The organism is Halobacteriovorax sp. BALOs_7 (assembly GCF_003612895.1).
In the GTDB taxonomy this organism is placed as follows: domain Bacteria; phylum Bdellovibrionota; class Bacteriovoracia; order Bacteriovoracales; family Bacteriovoracaceae; genus Halobacteriovorax_A; species Halobacteriovorax_A vibrionivorans.
In genome coordinates this window covers 2,058,003-2,078,116 of sequence record NZ_CP027772.1, presented here as the reverse complement: position 1 = coordinate 2,078,116, position 20,114 = coordinate 2,058,003, and the positions used below count along the sequence as shown (strand labels likewise).

The following is a 20,114-nucleotide window of genomic DNA, read 5'->3' as shown; positions in this document are numbered from 1 at the left end:
TCCTAGGTTAAGTAACTACTGTATTCACCTATGCGATTATTAAATAAGTCTCTATTACATAGGTTTATGTAGTTATGGTCTTTTGAGTTTATGAAAATTATTTTATTGTCTCTAATGTTTGCGATATGATTGTATACTTTTGCGTAATCTCTCTTATCAATATTCGCTTCAAAGTCGTTGAGGAAGATGACCTCTGGGTCTAAAGCAAGTTTTCTTGTCATGTAAATTAGTGCTTTTGCTTCGTTTGAAATTAAAGATGTATCCTCTTGAGTGATATATGTCTCTAGTCCTAGAGGTAATGCGCTTAGTATTTCGTTTAATCCCAGTGTGTTAATGTAATAGTTTAAATTTGATTCTGGTATCAATCCAAACGAAGTTAGGTTCTCTTTGATTGTTCCATCCCATATATTCACCTGTCCATTGAGTATAGTGATTTTCTTATAGATAGAGGTCTCATCAATGTTTATGAGGTAATCATCATTAATGAGAATTTTATTTCTTAATTGATTGATTTTTGATGATAAGATGTAATTGATCATGTTTTCATCTGCATTCTCTAAAGAGATAGTATCTCCTTTCATAAATGGAACCATTACTTCTTTCTTATTTTGCTTTAGAGGGATAATCATTGAATAGATGGTTTCAATAACTTTTGTTCCCATCTCCTTTTGATGTATAGAGGGGCTGATTGATAAGTCTTCTATTATCTTTGTTTCATGTAAACGTTTTATAACTTTAAACATACCAATGGTCGGGCCAAAGGACTTACTTGCAATATATACACTTGCCACAAGTCCACCTATTCCTATTTGATTTATCGTTATTAGATACGAACCTACAGCTATGATTAAGATGATATTTATTTGGGCAAATAAGTTATTTAAGTTTATGTTATTTAACTCTTCTTTATTGGTGATAAACTCCTGTTTAACTGCTCTTCTCATTAATACTTTAAAACGATTGTGAAAAATGTTAATTCGACCAAATCTTTTAATTGTTCTGAGGTTGTTTAGTGTGTGATAAAGAAGGTTATCTTTCTTTATAATTGAGAGATGCTTAAAATATATTGAATCTCCAACTTGTTGTGTTGAGTTTAGTGAAAATATTGTGAATATGATAATTAACACTAATGGAATAAATGCCAGTATTGGATTGATATATAAAAGAAAACCAATGTACATAAGAAGAAAGGGGAGCTCTGTAAGAGTAACAATGCCACTATTTGCATAAAGGGCCTTGTCTGCACCGATCTCATTTAAAGAATGCTGAAAGAGTCCTATATTATAATATGATGGATCCATAATGATATTTTTAATAAGATTTTTAGTCTTGTTGTTATCGTAACGGGCGCTGTTAAACGTTATTATATAAAATCTTAAATATTTAAGGCCGGCCTCTACCAATATAAAGACAACGAGTGCTAGCAGGATGTAAAGTAAGAGCGCTGTATCTCTTTCTGGAATTGCTCTGTCGAAGATATTTAATATAAGAATCGGTATCGCAAGAATGGCCAGATTAATGATAAAGTTTAAAGAGATTAATAATGGTAGAGAGATAAAGTTATAATTATATAATTGAACACACTCTTTAAACCACTTTCTAAGTGAATTTGGTAGGTGTGAAAGGCTGATATTCTCTTCATTAGTCATGCCATCTCCTATAGTGGGAAACTATATGAGATTAATCGACGACATTGAGAGACTTTTTGACTTAATAAAAGTTAAATTGCAGCTCTTGTATTTGCAATTGCCAAGTGTTTAGCTCTTCTTTCTACAAGGTCTTGAATAGCAAGTTTTGCTTGATCAATCTTTTCTGTCTTCTTCTCGTTTAATACTTTACCGTGGTTTAGGATATCTCCAAGGCGGTAAACTCCATGCTGCTTGTCGTATTCAGTTTGAATCGCAGAAGGTGAGCCAAGGTCGACGAAAACAGAGTTATTTGGACAGTGACCTCTGAAGTGCTCATCAGCAAAAATGGTATCATTAGATCCAATTGTATTCACATGAGAGTTGAACTTGTAATAAGAGTCAAAGTCTCTCCATTCAACAGTTTGAATATTTACGTTTGGAAATTCTTCAATGAGAGCCTGTACTTTTTGCGAATTTCTAGCACTGATATAAATATTGTATTTCTTCATTAAGTGCTTAATCGAATCTCTTGCAAGTTGTCCTGAGCCAAGAATTAAAACATCACCAGTTTCATATTTTGACTGAATGATTCTTCTCATGATTCCGGCATATGATTGTTGACCAATCTTAACGAGGTGCTTTTTTCTCACTTCTTTAGCATCTTTAAAAAGTTTTTCTAAAACTCTTAGAATGACAGAAGAGCGAATATCTTCTTTAAGGTAATTTGCAAATGCTTCTTTAAATTGAGCTACGATCTCACTTTCACCTTTTAGTTTACTTTGTAGACCGCAAATCGTTTCTAAGAGAAAATGATAGGCTTGTTTTGAAGTATGGTATGTACCTAAGGCTTTATCCTGTGAATCAAACTCTGTAGTTGTGAGAATGATTGTTCTTTGGCAAGTAATTAGAACAAATGCCCCTTGCATCTCTAATAGTCTTTTAGGTATTTCGTTACTTTTTGTTTGAATATTAAGTAAATGGATCTTTTCTAACAAAAATCTGTTCCTTGCGTTGTGTTATTGTCCGATCTCTGTAAAAAGAGATTACAAAATTCAACACTTAAAAGTGTCACAATTTTGTAGAATTCATTATGCATTGACGATATTGCGCTAATTTGTCTTCATTGAGCAAAATAGTCAATGTTTTCTTTACAATATTACTATCTTACACATTTTTATTTAGGTCTATTTGAGTCTGTCTATAATGCGATCAATAACTTCCTAAAGTTCTTTTCACGGGTAGAAATTTCTGCTAATTTGTCCTCATCATGAATACAGTTACGAAAAGTTCAAATGATGTGGCCAGTGAGGCCAAAAAGCCTAAATCAGCGTTTAAAAGACTGTTGGAGAGGCTGTGGAATAAGTTGAAAAAGCCTGCTTTAGCATTTGATCGCAAGGTTGATGGGGCCATTTCTTTCTTTATTCAACACTATGGAAAAACAAAGTTCATGGTAGCGATGTCAAAGAAAATTCAATACTTAGGAATTGAAGGACTTTGGAATAAAGGCCCAAAAGCTTTTATTTATTTTTTCCTATTTTATCTAATTCGAGATACAATATTGTACATAATCATACCAATTTGGGTGGCCAAGGCTACTTCGTAAATTAATTTTATTATGTACTATTTGCAACACATCTTATTTTTTATCTCTGGTCTCGCAATTTTCTATTATGGCCAAAGAATTATTTCAGCTGGAATTCAAAGTTTAGGCTCACAAAGTATTAAACATATCGTCTCTGATATTGATGGTAAGAACTTTGTGGTTAACTTTTGGAATGGAGCAAGGCTAAGTCTTTTAGCATTTTCTCCAACTATGGCAAATCTCGTTACCATTGGTCTAGTTAATGCTAACCTTATAAAGCAAAAGAGGGTATTGCCTATGTTCCTAGGCTCATCCCTGGGCTCAATTGCAATATTTATTATTCTTGTTTTCTCATCTCAAGAGACAGCTTTGAATCTGATGGCCTTCGCTTTAATCTTAGGTTTAATTTCTCGCAATCTCTATATTAGGAAGTTGTGTAAGCTCCTATTTGGTCTTGCTTTTTTATTCTTAGGCGTTGCAGTTATGCACGAGAGTTTTGTAAACCTTGTAACGTGGAAGTATATTCAAAACTTTATCGTCTTATTTATCGATTACTCACTTTTTACAAATATGCTAATAGGACTCACTGTTGGAAGTATTATTGCTGTTATCTTAAGAAGTCAGACAATGACTTTGGCAATTGTAGTGGTTCTTTTAATTAGTAACCTTTTTCCAACTAGCTTTTGCTTTGCAATGCTTACAGCGTCTTCACTTTGTTCGTTTGTCATTAACTTTGATACAGCAAGACGAAATGCAAGACCTTTGGCCATAAGACTAAGTCTTGGCCCGTTAATTCATTATTCAGTCGCTACAGCTGCTTCTTTTCTATTGATTGTATTAATTGATCATAATGTTCAAACTGATTTAGATCCACTTAACCTTGTTGTTCTGGGATTCTTCTTTGTTAACATTCTAGCTATTCTTAATTATTTCTTTTTTAAAAATATTATTTCAGAAATGGTTAAAGGCCTATATCCTGATGCTAAGTTCAAGGATCGCCCAAAGCTTAAATTTCTAGGTGATCGTCGTCACATATCTTCAACGATGGCCTATGTCTTAGTAGAGTTAGAAATTGGGAAACTTATGGATATTGTTTCTCGAATGTTTGAAAAATGTTATGAGTACGTAGAAAGTCCAACTAAAGGTGCTAGGGCACTTGCAAAGATTAAAGATTACGAAAAGATAATCGACAATATTCAAGTTGAAATCAATGAATTTATCTCTAAGGTCATCTCTAGTGGAGTTGAAGAGGAAGAGAGTCGCAATGCCATTAAGTTAATGCAGATTGCTTCTGATCTTGAGCAGCTAGCTGATAGTCTAGATAAGTTAACGACAATGCTTACGAAGTATTATGAAAATTGGCAACTATCGGCCGATGAGTCTGAGCGCTTATTAAACTTTTATAAGGAAGTTCAAAATCTTTTTGCTGAAAGCTTAAGCCTTTATGAAGGGCATATTGCCTCTGAAGAAGATGTTGAACGAGTTATTCATGATACAAGAGAGCTCAAGAAGCATCTGATGACTGAAAGAGAGGACTTCGCTAAAGTTCATCACAATGAAGATGGTCGAAAACATATCTATTATTCTGATATGATGACTTCAATTTCTGTTGTTAGAGCAAATGTAAGAGATATTTACTTACTTCTTTCAAAGTAATTATTCCCATTTCTGCGTTAATTCGTTTTGACAAACGACTAGTGGAAGCTCTTTAACGACAGTATTTTGATCCTTATTAATTGCAAAAGGAAATAACTTTTTAGTTGAAGCTATCTTTCGTCCAATAATCTTTTCTTTATGTGCACGAGAGGCTCTTACTCTTCGATAACGAACACATTTTTTTCCTCTCATTCGAATACATTTTTTTATAATAGAAACTTTATGAATTTGATTTTCGTGATACTTCATCTCCTTTTCTACTTCTTTTTTTGTATTTGTTATGGGAATAAACTCTTCGCCCTTAGTCGTTCTTATTCGATAGCTACCAAATGGCCTAGTTGGCCTTAAAGTAAGAAGGTCTTGTTTTGCTTTAAGATTGATATCAACTTTATATTCAAAACAACTATAGTCTTGATCAACAACTTCACTCATTACTTCTAATGCTGTTATTTGAATTTTAAAAAAATTTGGTATTTCATAAAAGTCACGAGCAATCTCAGACAGTCGTTGCTGAGAAGGTTTTTGGTTACAACTTATAAGTAGTAGGGGAATGATTATTATTAAAGCTCTCATGAAATAATCATAAGGCCCTAATGCTATCTTTTAATAGTGGGGAAACGCTTAAATTAGGTTAATAAAGCTAAAGCTAAAACCAAAGTGCTTGCATGCGCTTAAGAGAAATATCAGTGTATTCGATATCTTCTGTTTTAGATGCAAGGCCTCTTCCCTTATCTGCTTTTTCTTTATGTGCTAGATTTTCAATAAGTAGTTTATTAAATACTACGCTCATCTTAACTAGTGAATTAGCACCTTTTAGAGTTTGTGCAGATACCTTCTTATCTTTAGCTAGTGTAATGTAATTAGCAAAAGTATAGTAATTATCTGAGAATCCATTATAACAAAGTTGCTCAAGTTCTTTGTGAGTTCGATCCATATGATCTCTCATCGCCAGAGGTAGTGTCTTCTTTGTTGCTCTTTTTCCTTCGTATGGAAGATGCCAAACAACATTTTCAATATCGTCTGTAATTTCTTCTTTCAAGGTATATTCCCACATTTTAGGTCGATCATTATAATTAATGAACTCCTGATGAAAGGAAGCACATGTTTTAATCTCTTTTTTAAAACTAGGGTATATCTGTGAGAAAGTTAAATATTGCTCATATAAAGATAAGAAATAAACTTTCTTATTATCTAGCTTTGAAATATCTTTAGACGTTTGTGAGTCTGCACTTGCAGGACCTCTTTTTTTCTTTTCAAACTTACGAACTTTATAAGTTGGAGTAGGGTTTACTTCGCTTTCTGATCGGTCTGTAAACTGTGCAAATTGGTCACCAAGCCCGTTACCGTAATGTTGTGATCCAGCACAGCTAATAAGTGTTGTCGATAATAGAAATAGTGTTCCAATTTTTTTCATTTTAGTCACCTCTTACTATCTCTTATCGACAGAAAGAGGCTTATATTTAGAAAAAATAGATGTGTTCTAGAGTGAACCTATCACCATCTTAAGAATCGTCTTGCCGTCATTATTGCGGCCGATTCATTTAAAGTTCCACCACTTACACAAAGATCACTTAATTTAGCTTTCTTAGTAGCTGATGATAATAGTATGTCTTTTACATGCGCTGGTGAAATAGGCTTAGCGTAGTAGTCGGCCATTGCGAAAATTTTAGCCGCTATATTGGTAACGTGAGGAGCTGCCTGTGATGTACCATTAATTGGAATGTAGCGATCTCCTGGTGAACATGAGTATATGGCCACACCTGGTGCAAAGAGAGAAACAGTTGTTTTCCCAAAATTAGAAAAATAAGCTTTATCTTCATTGTCTTCGTCAATTGCTCCTACGGAGATAACATTATCAGCGATAATTGATGAAGGGTAGTGAAGCATTTCATCTGTATTATCTTTCTTATTTCCAGCAGAGAAGACGAATAAAAGATTTGAATAGTTTTCTACGACTCTTTGACCTTTTTTCATAAGGCCTTTCATATAGTCGTTACGAAATTTCGTGATTGTTGACTTGTATTTCTTATCAGCTTCTTTCTCACTTATATCAAACTCATCTTGAAAGAGCTCGTTTACCATATCATATGCAGGCTCCCAGCTTTGGCCCCATGAGGCATGATAAATCTTTGACTTACTTGCTGAGTATTTAACTGTCTCTTCAAACTTCTTGATCATCCAAGACTGATAATAGTTTAGGTAATTCTTAATATTTTGAATTTTATAATAGCTTCTTGAATATTTACTCGGTGTAAACTCTTTCTTTTTAAATAGCCCGACTTCATCATCACCAAGGTAGCGTATAGGCATGAACTTAAGGTCCCAGCTTTTCATTTCATACGGAAGCTTTTTTGTATTCATCGCAAGACAAGTGACATGAGAGCCATGTGTATATGAAGAGAAGTCACTTCGATGATCCATGAAGTCATCATCTTTTCTTATCTCTTTATACCATTCAAGTTCTTCATCTGTTGCAATCTTTAATGTTTTTCGACGTCTAACTTCATAGTACTTGTATACATTTGGATCAAAAGTACCAATGAGTGAAGGGTCGAATACTTTATTAGTATCATGAATAAAGTTCCACCCATTAAGATCATCAACTTTTCCATTTCGATCGGTGTCATATCCGTTTTGATATTCAGAAAAGTTACGATAGAGGTGGGCACGTAGTTTTTCATGGCCAATATCTATTTGGTTATCGCTGATGGCCACGACTGTAGAAGCATACGTACTACTTACGAGAATTAATGAAATTAAAGCTTTTATAAAGTGTTGTGTGTATTTATGCATGAGAAAATAAATAATTGATCTTATGCGTCTTTGCAATTGCATCGCATAAAACAATGCTTCGCGCAACGCCTAAGTAATTGAATATTAATTAGTCTTGAATTTTTATGATGGCATAGACAGGGTAGTGATCAGATGGATTATTCCAAATATCACCTCTTCTACGAGGAGGGCCAATAAGACGACCTGTTGAATTCTTATATTGATAGACAGCAGCATCCATTAAACGATGGCCAAATGACTCTTCCATGAAGATATAATCTAATTGAAGTTGGTGTGCGGCTTGTCCTACAAATTGATAAAACGTTGTTCGGTATTGTAGGGGAAGCTGACGCATAGAAAGTACATCTTTAAGATCAGTCTCTTTATAAATGACTTTAAATTCTTCATCTGTATTTTCATTTGAAGCATTACCATTAAAGTCACCACATAAAAGGATTGGAGTACTAGGATATTGCTTCTTCTCTTCTTTATAGACTTTTAATAATAATTCCAGTTCTGCTTGGCGCCTTCTTACTGACCTAAAGTCATGGCCAGTATCATCATCTCTTTGTGACTTTAGATGTACATTAAAGAGGCTAAGTAAATGCTCTCCCTTTTTACTATTTACACGCAAGTGGGAGAAGTCTCTACTTAGAAAGTAGTCATTGTCATCTTCATCGTGAAGTTGAAAGTCGATTTCTTTATTTGTATGGCTTAGATGTTCAAATTCAAATTCAAGGCCTTTTCTTACTAAGAAAGCATTTTCAATTCCGCGATCACTATTGCCTTGTTGATGGAATATTTCATAACTTTCGTTAAGATAAACTTCGTTAAAGTAGACCAGGCTTTCAACTTGGCCAACTTCTGTTAAGGCATAGATATCGGCATCTATTTCAGTAAAAACTTGTTTTAATTGATTTAAGTTTAGTTTTGATTTGAAGTAGTTTATATTTGGAGGGTTATCGAAAGCATCCCTAATAAAGAAGTTCTCAAGATTATAAATACAAATTTCAATTTGTTTCAATTAACAGCTCCAGCCGAAGATATAGCGATGATACTTTTTCTCTTTTGTATCATAGATCATTTTACAATAAGCTGATTGATATATTCCACTCTTATTGATCTTTTTAAACTTATCCACAAGTTCTTTTGAGCAACTCGTATTTAATATTTCTTTATTTGGAAATTTCTTTGTTGCTAAAGATATATACGTGGCCGTTGAGCTCTTATTTGGTGAAAGTTTCATCGCATAATCAACTTCACGAAACTCTTGTCTAAAGAAAAGGTCGTCTCCATTTGTAAAAAATGGAATTGTTGATCGAGGAATAAAGTAAGTTTTATTACTACCTTCTTTAATCATTTGATTTAGTATCACCCCATGAAATGAAGTGATTTCATTAATATTTTTTGTAAAGCGAATCCCTTCATATATTTCTTGGCGCTCTACTAAGACTTTTCCAAATTTATCTTTTTCAGTCTTATGATGTATACAACGTGATTGGTAGGTGATGACACTATCTTGTGCAACTGTTGTGGTCCAGAAAGTGAAGGGGAGTCCAAATTCCTTAACAAAATTTTTCTTTTCTTTCAAACTTCCATTTGTAAAAACTTCTTTGAATTTCTCTGAGGTCTTACCTGTCTCTTTTGAACATTTAGAGTTCTCAGGACAGCCTTTTATAAGATGTTCAACCATATGTGGTTTAAAGTTTACTTCTTCAATTACTTGAACAGATGATTGAGTATTTTGCTGCTGTGTCATTGCAATACTTAGAGTCGCAATTATACAGGCGAAGCTATATTTGAATAGATGGGCCAATTTCATAATTAAATTGTACTTGGCAATGGAGTTGGGGTCAAAAAAAAAAGCCTGCATTTGCAGGCCTTTTTAAGGGGGGGTTATTGATTCATCCCACGGTTATTGCCGTCTAGGAGGAAATCAATCTGGGATTGTATTTCATATTTTTCAGTAGTCTGACCTCTTCTTATATCGCTGATTCTTGTGTTATTTGAATCATCGCTGTCACGACTTCCTTTTTGTTTAAGAAAGTTTTGTCTTTCTTGTTCATCAAACTTTACGATAACTTTTTGCTCATCTTCATCACTGTCGATTTCAGCAGAGTTAACTTTCGTTTGTAATGTAGTTTTTGTATCAATATCATCAAGTTTATCTTGCTTATTAACTGGATTACTAACACATTCAATCTTAGAGAATTCAAGAGCTCTAATATCTCCAACAAATGTCGATGGGAGACCTGAAGCTTGTCTAATTTCTAGATCTGCATTGAATTCAATTCTTTCTTTTCTTGATGTTTCAAATTCGTTTGTAACCGTTCCAGCTTCAATATTATCACCACTATTATACCATTTCTTTTGGCCAATAGTGAAAGCTGCTGTTGCTGCATTACTATCAAATCTTGACTCTAGTTGCTCTTGAACCGCAACAGGAGTTTCAACTTGTCCCATATGGTCTTTTTCAGCAATTTCTACAAGTGCAGTTTTGGCCTTTGCGTTCTTATCACTTAGCATGTTCTGACAGATTGCATTTGCATCAGACATCTTTTGTAGGTAAATATCCTTGTCTCCATTGTATGCTCTATACTTAAGTGAAGCACGGTAAGCAATAATAGGAGAGTTGTCATAGAAGTCTCTAAGGTCTTCTTTTGAGATTTCAATTGATTCACGATCTTTAATGAAATCCTGATGCTCTTTCTTTTCTTGATTATCTTTCTTTAATTCTCTTTGATAAGCTTCTTCAGCAACCTTGTACTTACCAAGATCACAACGCTCTTTGTATTTTTCGTATCTTTGACGATATTCTTCATCGAAGTCGCTGATCTTTTCAAAGTCCTTGCGATCGAACTTTCTTTCAACGATTGTACAAATGCTTGCATACGATGACAGTGGAATTAGTCCCGTTAGGATAGCAATTTTAATCATAGTTGAGATGTTTTGCTTCTTCATAATAGCCTCTTGTTTTGTGTAAGTTAAGATACTATTAATATAGCAATTGCTATGCCAAAAAGGATAAAGCCTAAGGTATTGAAAATTTGTTTTAATTGCTAAGAAGGCCGTCTAAATATTGAACACTGTGTGAAATTTAATCACAGTAGAAGTGGCGATTCCAGCGCTTACCAGAAATGAATTCAGTGTAGTTTGCTGATGTGGCCGTTAGATCATCCATCGAGTCCACAATTGTATTATAGCTTGTTAGTTGAGTGTCTTCTGTAAAGTACCCAGCTGCTGGTTGAGGGTAGAAGTTATCAAAAGCAGAACCATTGCTCACAGTACCTAATTGACAGAATCTTTCACCAATTTGTTGAATCTTTGATCTTACAGTCTCACTTGAGTGATCTGGATAACCAGTTTCAAGGTTATAATGTGTTTCGTCTGGAGTAAGAGACATATTCTCATCATCAGTCACAATACCTTCTGACGAAATAAAGAGGTTTAGGTATAAGTTTAGGTCTGTTCCACTAGGGAGACGACACTCGTAAGTATTGTCACTATTTAATACTCCAAAACCTGAACAGCACATATTACTAGGATCGGTTACATTTGAACCTAATTTAGAACAGCATTTGAATTCATCCGCAGAGAAAATCTGTGGTAGTGAAATCGTTGAGCCATCTGTCTTATAATAAACCTTAGATTCAACACCAGCTGGAGTACCTGGAATAGCATCTGCTGTAAATGGATCTGGTCCAGCATCATTATATACACCTTCAATCAAGCGACCAACATTTGATGTCCCATCTGCCGGATTAGCTTTTTCATCGTTACAACGAATTGCTTCGTAAGCAACTTGAGGAACGCCAAGAAGTTCGTATTTCTCAAAGATATCTTCGTAATAAGCTTGGTTTCCTGGAATCGTACCAAAGATCTCATCTTTTAAATCGTATTCAAAAGAGAACCAACCTTTTTGGAAACCATTTAGCGTGGCCTGATTTCCTACATAGAAGAATAAGTAGTTAAAGTTGTCCTGAATAATACAGTAACTAGGCTCTCCAGTATTTCCATCAGAGTCGATATCATTACTATCAGTAAAGAGAAGGTCGTTTGCTGCAGTACTCACAGAAGAACACGTTACTTCATCACCATAGTTTTCTGGTGCTGGAGCTGTTGCAGAAGGTGGCCCTCTTAGCATATCGCTACTAAAGTTAATATCTGAAAAGTCAGCAGCATCAGTATCGTCTGTATAGTGGAGTAGGACATTGCGAATAGAAGCTATATTCACATAGTCTGGAATATAAATTGCTAGATAAAGGTTGTCTGGTGCAAATCCATTATCACTACTTGGAGCACTAACAAGTGGAGCTTGAGGATTATTAAATCCTGACGGCTTTAAAATAACAGGAGGGTAAGGAGCATTGTAAGTGTCACTAACACCTAATTGCTCATACATACCATAAACTGTTTTTGCTGCTAGACTAATTTGTCCTTCGGCATCGACAGGGCTTAGGCTTATGCGTCCAGATAGGCCAGTTGCCGGTATTTCTGTTGGAGCTTGTGGCGTTTCTGAGTCATTTTGAATATTTGCTTGTACGGCACCTACAGGGTCTCCAGGACGTAGCCAGTCAAAAAGGTTCGTTGGAGAGTCTGGGTAAGTTCTATAGCCTCCAAGTGAGCTCATATATGAGTATTCCATTAGCCAATTATTTTGATTAGTTGGATCAAATCCTTTTTCCCATGATCTCATTGAGTAGTTTAGACAAGCTAACTTAGAAGGTGAAATATTTAGGCGATTACCAACTGTCCAATTATTTGTCCCATCTTCAAACTTTCTTATAAATCCACCACCACAACAATTTGCACGACCTGTTTCATTGATAACTTTTGTATCATTTGCTGAAGGTAGGCCAAAAGATGGAATGGATGGATTTGTCGAGTATGACTCAGCTGCCAAGTATCTTGAGTAGCGTCCGGTCTTATCATTATCTGAAATTGAATCTCTAAGTGGGTTTAAGGCCACGTTATCGACGTTGTAACCAGGTAAGTCTGAGCGTGCGCCAACTGCGGTATACATTGTAAAAGTCTTACTTACTTCACGACAGCATCGATTCTTAGACATGTCATAATTATAATAATTTGCTCCAAGAATCGTATTAAGAAGTGGCTCTTCTTGGCTTTGTCCACAAACAAGCTCTTCTTCCCAGAACTTCTGCTCGGCCATCGTTCCTCCAAAGCTTGAAGGGGATAGTCCTCTGGCTACATCTGCATGTAAACGGTTAGGTCCACAATCTAAGTTAGTATGACAAATTGCTCCTGCTCGTCTTAAACAGGCGTTAGCAGCAAGGGTTTCACTTTGTACATTTAATACGTAGCTTAAGTTTCCAGCTTCTATTGACTTGAATGTTGACTCAGTTGTCACAGGGTCAATAGAGGATGCACTACACATATTTTGTCTAACCGCTAGAGGGTTTCTTATTGGTGTCTCATCATTAAGATAATTACCATCTTCATCAAATACTGGACAGCTTCTAACTTTGCCTGTTTGGTATGCTGTCTCATCACAGGCAGCGATTTGAGAAATATAGTCTGTTCTATTATCGTTATCTTGTTTTTCGTGTCTTAGCTCAAATGCTTCAACACCTGTATTTCCTGTATCAGCTGATCTTCCTGGGATACAAAGCCCAACTTCTGAAGGTTCGTAGCTTCCAGTTGCAGCGTAAATTGATAAGTTTTGTGCAATTGCATTTTGTACTTCTTGTGGTAACTCGTCAGCTCGATTTGTATAAGATATCGGTCTACCAAGAATACTTGCAGCTTGTCCAAATAGAATCGAAGTTGGCTCATTAGGGGAGCGAATAAGTTCTTTTGAAAAACTTGCTGAATCAAGGGCCGCACAATAGAAGTTAGGAGCACAAGTTAGTAGCTTTGACTGACTTGTCTTCTTCACATTTTCATTTGGATTAAGCTTACAAGGAGAACCTGCTCCGCGGTAAACACAGCGGTTATTTTGTCCGCCACTAATATTTCCTGCAAGTATTGCTGAAAGTGAAATGGCCTCACGACTGTAGTCATTTTTTTCAAAGGCATCAATATCAAATTTAGGCCAATTTGTTTTTACGTCTGTGATTTGTCCACATGCATATTCCCATCCTAGCTTTGCAACACAATCGCTATCAGTGTTACAAGAGTGCATATACTGGCAACTCGCTCCAAAGTTTTGAGCAGCGCTATCTGGATCTAGAGAAAAGTCGTAGTCGTGATCAGCTGCTGTTTGACCACCAAGGTCTTCTACAACTGAGACTGTAAAATTACTGTTTTGAGTAAGGTCAGCAAATGGTGCGTTGATTGCTAAGAAGAGCTTATTTGTTGTCGATCTTACTCGTCTTCCTGCACCGACTGCAAACCAAGAAACACCATCAAAAGAACCAATTAGAGCTCCTTGATTAAAGCCATACCAATCTCTTTGGTAACCATTAACATACATTGCTGCTTGAGTCGTAAGACGGTTTCTTCTTTGAACTCCAGCATTTGAGTAGCTAATATGTGAGCTTGCAAGCATCGTTGGTGGAACCCAGCAGGCCCTTCCAAAAATAGTGTCTTCATAATTACCAAATGTTGTATTACTTCCAATAGCTGTACGATCTGTCGTGTAACCACGCCATGTTAATCCATATCCTTTAGAAGACTCAGGATGAGAACTTAAAACTTTTTGCCAAGCATCTTGTTGACAGTATGGGCATGGAGTTGAATATCCACTTGTAGCCGAAATGATATAAACTTGATCAACATCAACTTCAACAACCTTAGCTGGTTGAGCTTGTTGGAGATCAAGGGTCATCGGGCCAAGGACTGCATTCATTGAATAAGTTGTTTCAATTGGACCTGCTTTATTTGCATCATCAAGATAGAAGAAATAATCTCCTTCCTGATTTGTCCCTTCAGGAACTTCTGATAAATTATCGTAAGGTACTCCCGCTAAAGAGAAGAAGCGGTGAGGTGCACTTTTGGCCGATACTAAAACTGATAAGTTTTGAAATGGAGCATCGTCATTTTCGTTTACTGGAATATCACAAGTGATATTTAGGATATTGCCATTAGCATCCTTGCCGGCCTTTAAACCGTAATCAATACAGCGGGCATCTAATTGCAGCTCTCCACCAGCATAAGTTGGCTCATGTGGACATCCACACTTTTCCCATATCTTTACTCTTACAGAGTCGAGATCTGGTGAACACTCAGCTGTTTCTCCTAATAAACACTTATAGTCTTTTATATCTGCTTGTAGCTGTTGATTTGCATTATCTAGTTCATCTTCCGTGTCAGTCTCATCATCTTCACTTGGATCAGTGTTGATTGGACACACATAGAAAAGGTTAGGGTAGCTCTTAAATGCATTTGGATTTTCTAGCATTTCATTTAATGCTGTTTGGTATTCAAGACTGTCTTCATCAATATTAGGTCTTGTTGCACCGTCGTTAACACATTGGCCGTTAAGACAGCAGTTATATCCTTGTAGCTGGCACGAAGAGTTTGTACAGCTATTTGTATCTGGATTAGTGGTTGTGTTTTTAACATCAATATTTAGGTTTAAGTTATCAATACCAATTGAGCCAAGAGTAGGTACACTATTTACTGTACCGTACACTGATTCATGAAATCTTAGGTTAAGAGCAGGGAAGCTAGAGTTACATGTAGGACATACATCATTTAAGCTATAAGCTGCTAAAGAACCTGATATTTTATTATTTAGATATGTAGTATGAGTTGTTGAACCTGTATATCCAATAATTCCGTCTCCACAGAAGGCTTGACTATCAATTGCATTTGCAATTTCGATTCGCATACTTACTTCTTGTGATTTACTAGATTTAATAGGAATTGCCTTTAGGCGAACTTGAGGTTTTTTTACAACACTTCCTGAAACAACTTCCCCGGCACCATCGAAATCAGCAACAAGACAAAAAGCTGAATTTACTTTTTCTGAAGATACAATTGAATTATTAACAACACCACCGACCAGATAAATGGACTCAGTGTCTGTTGAGTTAATGGTAATTGGACCTTGGATATATTGATTCTTTGCATACCATGAGGCATCAGTTGGATTTTCGATAATATTATTCGTTGATTCTTGTTCTGAATCTTCACCATCGACAGAGAGTCGATTATTGGCCGCTTGCATACAAGAGGTTAGTAGCAAGATTGCGGCAAGGAATGTTATTAAAGGTGCACGTAATTTCATTAATTTTCACTTTCCTATCTCTTAACTTTTCGCCCTTTTACGCCGGTAACTTTATAATAACTTATTGATATTAAAAGAAAGGTAAGAAATACCTAATGATGGGTTAAGTGCTTAGAATTACTGGTTAGGTGAGTAGGTCAGTTAAATGTGCGAGTTTTTCAGTCGACAATTATTTGTGTGTTTTACCAGCCATAGCCGAAATCGATCTGTCCAACGGAGTTATTTGAGTAAAAAGGTCCACCCCAAAATCCGAACATATTGGCATCACTTAGATCTAGTTTTTCCATATACCAGTCATAGTATTGTTCTCGATAGGCTATTTGTTGTTCCTGATACATTCCAGTGTATATAGCACTCGGTAGTTGTGCTCTTAATTGTTGGGTAGCAATCATTGGTCCCATAAATTTATAAGATTGTTCAGCTGCATACATTGCAACTCCAGGCCAAAAGCTCTGTTGATGACGTCTAACGACAGAACGTTCTGAAATTGGATCCCAGTCAACATATTCATTATCATCAAGTTTAAAGCTATCTTTTGAAAGTGATAAGCTTTGTTGGTTACAACTTCTTACTTGTAAATATTGGCAAGCTTTCGGAAATTCATCAGGATCAGTTACATCACCATTTCTAACTTCATTTCCATTACAATTGATTTTATCTGATTGTGGACAATACTTTTCTAAGTAACGATTAGAAGTTTGGTAGTCATTTGTATCTTTAGCTCCATAATAATATCGAGAATAATCTTCAACAATAAGCTCTTCTTCTAAATTGTCACCAATAATAGACAAGGTCTTAATACTCTCATTAACCCCTTGAAGAGGTGGTAGACAACGGAATTCATGAATCTGTGGATCTTCACATATATTCTTATAACTTCTCGTAAGAATTGATTTTATAATCTCCAGGTCCTTCATTGGTTGGCTAATAAATAAATCACTAATGGCCTTTTCTGCCTTTGCTAATTCTTCTTCTTGTTTACTAATCAGCTCATCAAGAGAGGAGTCGTCAAGTTCGTCTTGAAGGCATTTAAATACCTTATCTGAAATTTCATTATTAGAGATAAGTCTATCTGTCGTAGAAACGCTTTGCGGACAAAGCTGACTTAGTTTACTAGCAACTTCACCGTTAAAGTCAGTTCTAGTACCTGTTGTCTTATTATAGGCTTCAGTTTCTGCTAGACCCTTTTTTAGGATATCGTGAAGCTTATTCTTCGTTTCTTGTCGTCTACCATTAGCAAAAATTGTGACGTTTGAAACACTATTGCCACTTCCTATACTTTCGTTTGCTGAGTTAATAGCTCTTGCAAGTTTTCCTGTATCAATAGACTCATCACAATCTACGAGTTTACCTTTACACTTTTTTAATTCATTTAAAGCAGAAGAAATGTCATTGAATGATTGGTCTTCAATTGAGTTTGTAAAAAACTGAGTAGCAAAACTACTTTCTGGAGAACTAAATATATTCTTGTCTGAATTATGCTCTTTATTTAAATCATAGAGTTTTACAATTGTATTTTGATAATAGTTCTTTAGTTCATCGCTCTCACTTAGCAGTGAAAGTGTGTTATTTGGCTTACTGATGGATAGAGATGGACTTCCGTCTTCGGCCTTGTCTAATGAAACATTGTATTGATCGGTTTTAAGCGCATTTAAATGCTCTTTAAAGAAAGATGTTGCATCTTCTTGTGTCGCCACACCAGCATAAATCTTCTTCAAAATCTGACCATAATTATTAATGGTATTCTTGGCCATCTCTTCGTGGCCATCACCAAGTTTGAAGTTTTCAGTAAAGTCATTAAAGACTGAACATTCCTGTTTTACGTCCTCACTTGCATCATCACAAGCTGAGCGCATATAGGAGTAGAGGTTCTTACCGTCACCATTTTTAATATGGTTAAAGATTTTTACAAAAGGATTATCTTCCGTTGAGTTTTGAGCAATACTGTCGGCTTGCTTTTTTGCAAGTGCTGCTACTGTTGAATGGATAACTGCATACTTTGTTACGGCCTGTGTATGCTCCTCAAGAGCAAATAAGGCCTCTAGGGTATTGTCATCAAATAACTCGGCCACATCAAGGCTTTGAGATTCTTCTTTGAATTTAAGATATTCATCGCGAATGTTCTTAAGTGATCTTAGCGCAATGACTTGGGCCATTTGAGCGTCTCGAGCACCTTTTAAATCTGCCAAGGTTGGAGAGTTTGGCTTGTTTTCATCTGCCTTCATTCCATTTTGCTTGTCGTGAACCGACTTAATTTCCATTTCCAGTTCACTACAGTATTCAGCAAATACATTGAGAGAGAGGGAACTAAGTGATGTTCCAATAATTAAAGCTCGAATGAATTCTTTAAATGGTTTTCTCATCTGATTTCTAAAGTTTAAGTTTAAACTATTCTCCCTCAAAGAGACTTATCGTTATAAACATAAGAAAACTTTAGTAAGCCTAGAGAAATTAGAGACTTAGCCGTGACCGCCGGCCATGAAGACTTGATTATGGTCGATCTTCTTGTGGCCATCTTTAATGGCATCGAAATATTCACGAGTTACATTCATTGTTTCTTCAATATCTGGCGTCTGAAACATTGCATTTCTAAAGTGAGTTACATTTGGAAAACCAGCGGCCATCCATACGATATTCTTTCTAAGAGTTATCAGAACAGTTCTTTCACGATCTGTGTACTCTTCAAGATAATCGCGGAATCTTTCAATAACTTCCAAGTAGTCACTAGGAGTAAATTGAATATCGTCGTCTTCTTTTAGAAAACTTTCTAAGAAGATGAATGGATTTCTAAGAGGCCCTCGGCCAAGCATTAGGGCCTGACAGCGAGTTGCCATAAGTCTCTTTTGTGTCATTTGCCAAGAGTGAAGATCCCCGTTTCCAATAATTGGTAGCGGAGAAGTCTGGGCAATACTTTCTAGCAGATCCCAATTTGCAAGGCCCTTATAGGCCTGTGTACGCGTTCGCCCATGAATAGCAACAAATTCGACACCTTCTTCTTTTGCGATATGAATAACTTCTTGGGCGTTGATAGAATCATCATCCCAACCAGTTCTAATTTTAATTGTTAGAGGAACTTCAATGGCCGACTTCATTTGATTGAAGTACTTACCAAGTTTAGAAGTATCTTTCATAAGAGCAGAGCCACCGCCTTTAGAAACAACCTTTCTAACTGGACACCCCATGTTAATATCGATGAACTTTGGCTCGCGCTCTTGTGCGACTTTGGCCGCTTCTGCCATGGCCGTGCCGTCTTCACCAAAGAGTTGAAGACCGATATTCTTCTCTCTTGGATGGATTTCTAGCATCTTAACAGTCTTTTCATTCTTATAATTGATGCCGTGACATGAAACGAGCTCACTAACTGTTCCACCAGCACCCAGCTCTTCCATCAATAAACGATATGGAGCGGTACAAATACTACTCATTGGAGCAAGTAGAAGTGGTGAATCAAAAGAAATATCCCCAAGTTTGACTTTTGGGCGTCGTGACATCAAGGTGTCAATCTTAGCTTGAAGAGATGGTGAAAAAGTGCGATTATTGGCCATGCGATTATTTAGCAAGTAGCTAGAATTAGGTCAACATTTTTCGATAATTTGGAAATAATTACTGATGTTTTTTGAAAATCCAAGAGGATATATTGTGTTTGATTGTGATGGGACTCTCGTTTCATCAAAAGAGGCCGTCATTAGTGCTGTCGCGGAAGTTATGAGTATTATTCTTCAGCGTGACGTAAGTATTGAAGAGGCCCGTAAAAAGTATGGCCCTGATATGGTATATACTGCAAATCAATTTGGACTCGACCCAGTGGGAAGTGAAATTCAAAGAAATAAGCTTATGAGTACTTGGAAAGAAGTTACTTCAAAGCAAAGTAATGATTATAAGTTATTTGCAGGAATGAAGAAGCTAATCTTGGATCTACTAAATCAAGAGTTTCAGCTCTACGTATGGACGGCACGTGACCGTAGGTCGACTCTTAGAATTTTAGATGATCAGGATGTGTTGCAGCACTTCTTGGAGCTTCGTTGTCTGGATGATACAACTCCTAAACCTCATCCACAGGGACTTATCGAAATGCTTGAAGACGCACCTAAAGATAAGATTATGTTAATAGGTGATAGTTTCTCAGATACACAAGGAGCCAAGAGCTTTGGTGTAAAGTCCATCGGTGCTCTTTGGGAGAGTGGGATTACAAAAGATGGATTTGGTGAGCACACTGCCGATTATTGGGCAACTCATCCAAGTGAATGTTTAGAAATAATTTTGAATAATATAAATAAATAGGGAA

Annotated in this window: 14 protein-coding genes; 3 read left to right on the top strand and 11 right to left on the bottom strand. The window is 36.1% G+C overall.

The features are described from left to right. Window positions 1–2 precede the first annotated feature (2 nt). Window positions 3–1,649, bottom strand: coding sequence for an ABC transporter transmembrane domain-containing protein (locus tag BALOs_RS09890; RefSeq protein WP_120405076.1), 1,647 nt, complete (start codon window positions 1,647–1,649; stop codon window positions 3–5). Between the two features lie 71 nt (window positions 1,650–1,720). Next, a complete protein-coding gene (locus tag BALOs_RS09885) occupies window positions 1,721–2,623 on the bottom strand; it encodes a hypothetical protein (RefSeq protein WP_120405075.1) in 903 nt (300 codons plus the stop codon). Between the two features lie 272 nt (window positions 2,624–2,895). Here BALOs_RS09885 and BALOs_RS09880 point away from each other — a divergent pair, with 272 nt between their 5' ends. Further along, window positions 2,896–3,231, top strand: coding sequence for a hypothetical protein (locus tag BALOs_RS09880; protein WP_120405074.1), 336 nt, complete (start codon window positions 2,896–2,898; stop codon window positions 3,229–3,231). A 21-nt stretch (window positions 3,232–3,252) separates the two neighbouring features. Further along, window positions 3,253–4,866: a PhoU domain-containing protein gene (locus tag BALOs_RS09875; RefSeq protein ID WP_162929644.1), complete on the top strand. Its 1,614-nt coding sequence runs from the start codon at window positions 3,253–3,255 to the stop codon at window positions 4,864–4,866. On the opposite strand, the gene BALOs_RS09870 is transcribed toward BALOs_RS09875, so the two are convergent. The 9 genes from BALOs_RS09870 to BALOs_RS09830 form a co-directional block, all read right to left on the bottom strand. After that, window positions 4,867–5,439 (bottom strand): hypothetical protein, encoded by a 573-nt coding sequence (locus BALOs_RS09870; protein ID WP_120405072.1) that lies wholly within the window; start codon window positions 5,437–5,439, stop codon window positions 4,867–4,869. It abuts the gene before it with no gap. A gap of 73 nt (window positions 5,440–5,512) precedes the next feature. Continuing rightward, the gene (locus tag BALOs_RS09865) at window positions 5,513–6,280 is read right to left on the bottom strand and encodes a hypothetical protein (RefSeq protein ID WP_115363498.1); all 768 of its coding nucleotides are present in this window, start codon (window positions 6,278–6,280) and stop codon (window positions 5,513–5,515) included. An 80-nt stretch (window positions 6,281–6,360) separates the two neighbouring features. After that, complete coding sequence (locus tag BALOs_RS09860; protein ID WP_158536918.1) at window positions 6,361–7,659, bottom strand: S8 family serine peptidase; 1,299 nt, start codon at window positions 7,657–7,659, stop codon at window positions 6,361–6,363. Between the two features lie 88 nt (window positions 7,660–7,747). After that, entirely contained in the window at window positions 7,748–8,662 is a 915-nt protein-coding gene (locus tag BALOs_RS09855; RefSeq protein WP_115363494.1) for an endonuclease/exonuclease/phosphatase family protein, read from the bottom strand. Then, window positions 8,663–9,460, bottom strand: a complete 798-nt coding sequence (locus BALOs_RS09850) for a hypothetical protein (protein ID WP_162929643.1) — start codon at window positions 9,458–9,460, stop codon at window positions 8,663–8,665. A gap of 74 nt (window positions 9,461–9,534) precedes the next feature. Further along, entirely contained in the window at window positions 9,535–10,599 is a 1,065-nt protein-coding gene (locus BALOs_RS09845) for a hypothetical protein (protein WP_120405070.1), read from the bottom strand. A 136-nt stretch (window positions 10,600–10,735) separates the two neighbouring features. Then, entirely contained in the window at window positions 10,736–15,829 is a 5,094-nt protein-coding gene (locus BALOs_RS09840; protein WP_120405069.1) for a hypothetical protein, read from the bottom strand. 182 nt (window positions 15,830–16,011) lie between these two features. Further along, entirely contained in the window at window positions 16,012–18,192 is a 2,181-nt protein-coding gene (locus BALOs_RS09835) for a hypothetical protein (RefSeq protein ID WP_120405068.1), read from the bottom strand. 96 nt (window positions 18,193–18,288) lie between these two features. Continuing rightward, window positions 18,289–19,374 carry a tRNA-dihydrouridine synthase gene (locus BALOs_RS09830; protein WP_120405067.1) on the bottom strand — a complete coding sequence of 362 codons (1,086 nt, stop codon included), beginning with the start codon at window positions 19,372–19,374 and terminating at the stop codon, window positions 18,289–18,291. 94 nt (window positions 19,375–19,468) lie between these two features. Between BALOs_RS09830 and BALOs_RS09825 the strand changes: the two genes are divergently transcribed. Further along, on the top strand, window positions 19,469–20,110 hold the full coding sequence (locus BALOs_RS09825) for an HAD family hydrolase (RefSeq protein ID WP_158536917.1): 642 nt from the start codon (window positions 19,469–19,471) through the stop codon (window positions 20,108–20,110). Window positions 20,111–20,114 lie beyond the last annotated feature (4 nt).